This window comes from Arsenophonus endosymbiont of Bemisia tabaci Q2 (assembly GCF_902713415.1).
Lineage (GTDB): Bacteria > Pseudomonadota > Gammaproteobacteria > Enterobacterales > Enterobacteriaceae > Arsenophonus.
This window is the reverse complement of sequence record NZ_CACTIE010000073.1, coordinates 1-663: the sequence shown is the minus strand read 5'-3', so window position 1 is coordinate 663 and position 663 is coordinate 1. Positions and strand designations below refer to the sequence as shown.

Below are 663 nucleotides of genomic sequence, written 5' to 3'. Positions count from 1 at the left end.
ATAGTATGGTATTTTATATTTTATACATAATTTAATTAAATAAGCTCAATGGATTAATTTTAAATAACATTTTATTACATTAATGTTAAATAATCGTTCATGTTGTGCCATAGCTTTATTTTTACTCGACAAAAGGTAAAATAGAAATTTATGTGTAGCTTTATCAGTTTTGTATTAGATACTTTATTTATATTTTTTAGTTAGAGGTTAAATAATGAGTATTTTCATGAAAAATTTTATATTATTGTTACTAAATGTAGTTTTATATTTCTATTCAGCTTTTATTTTGGCCAAATCACCAAAATTACTTACTTCACCAGCACCTAATGTATTTTTTGATAGATACATATGTGCTGATAGAATTAAAGGAGTATCGGCCAGTTTAACAGAAAAATATTTAGGCAAAATAAAAGCTAAGCGCTTACTGTCTCAAGGTTCATTTGATAAAACCGCCTTTACATTTGATAATGGAGTTTTTGTGACATAAAGAATAAAAAATGCTACGTTGATAGATATTTTAATGAGAAAGAAGTAAGAAGAAAAGTGTGCCAGCAGTACACAAAAAGTCATTTAGTAACTAAATATCAGTAAGAATAGCAAATGGGGTTGTATTTGCTTTTTTATAAATTTAAATATGGCGTTAAAAACGATATTGTAAAGTTA

Annotated in this window: 1 protein-coding gene; it reads left to right on the top strand. The window is 25.2% G+C overall.

Going from position 1 to position 663, the window contains the following annotated elements:
- Window positions 1-226: 226 nt before the first annotated feature.
- The gene (locus tag ARSQ2_RS04120) at window positions 227-487 is read left to right on the top strand and encodes a YcgJ family protein (RefSeq protein WP_202880373.1); all 261 of its coding nucleotides are present in this window, start codon (window positions 227-229) and stop codon (window positions 485-487) included.
- Window positions 488-663: the final 176 nt, after the last annotated feature.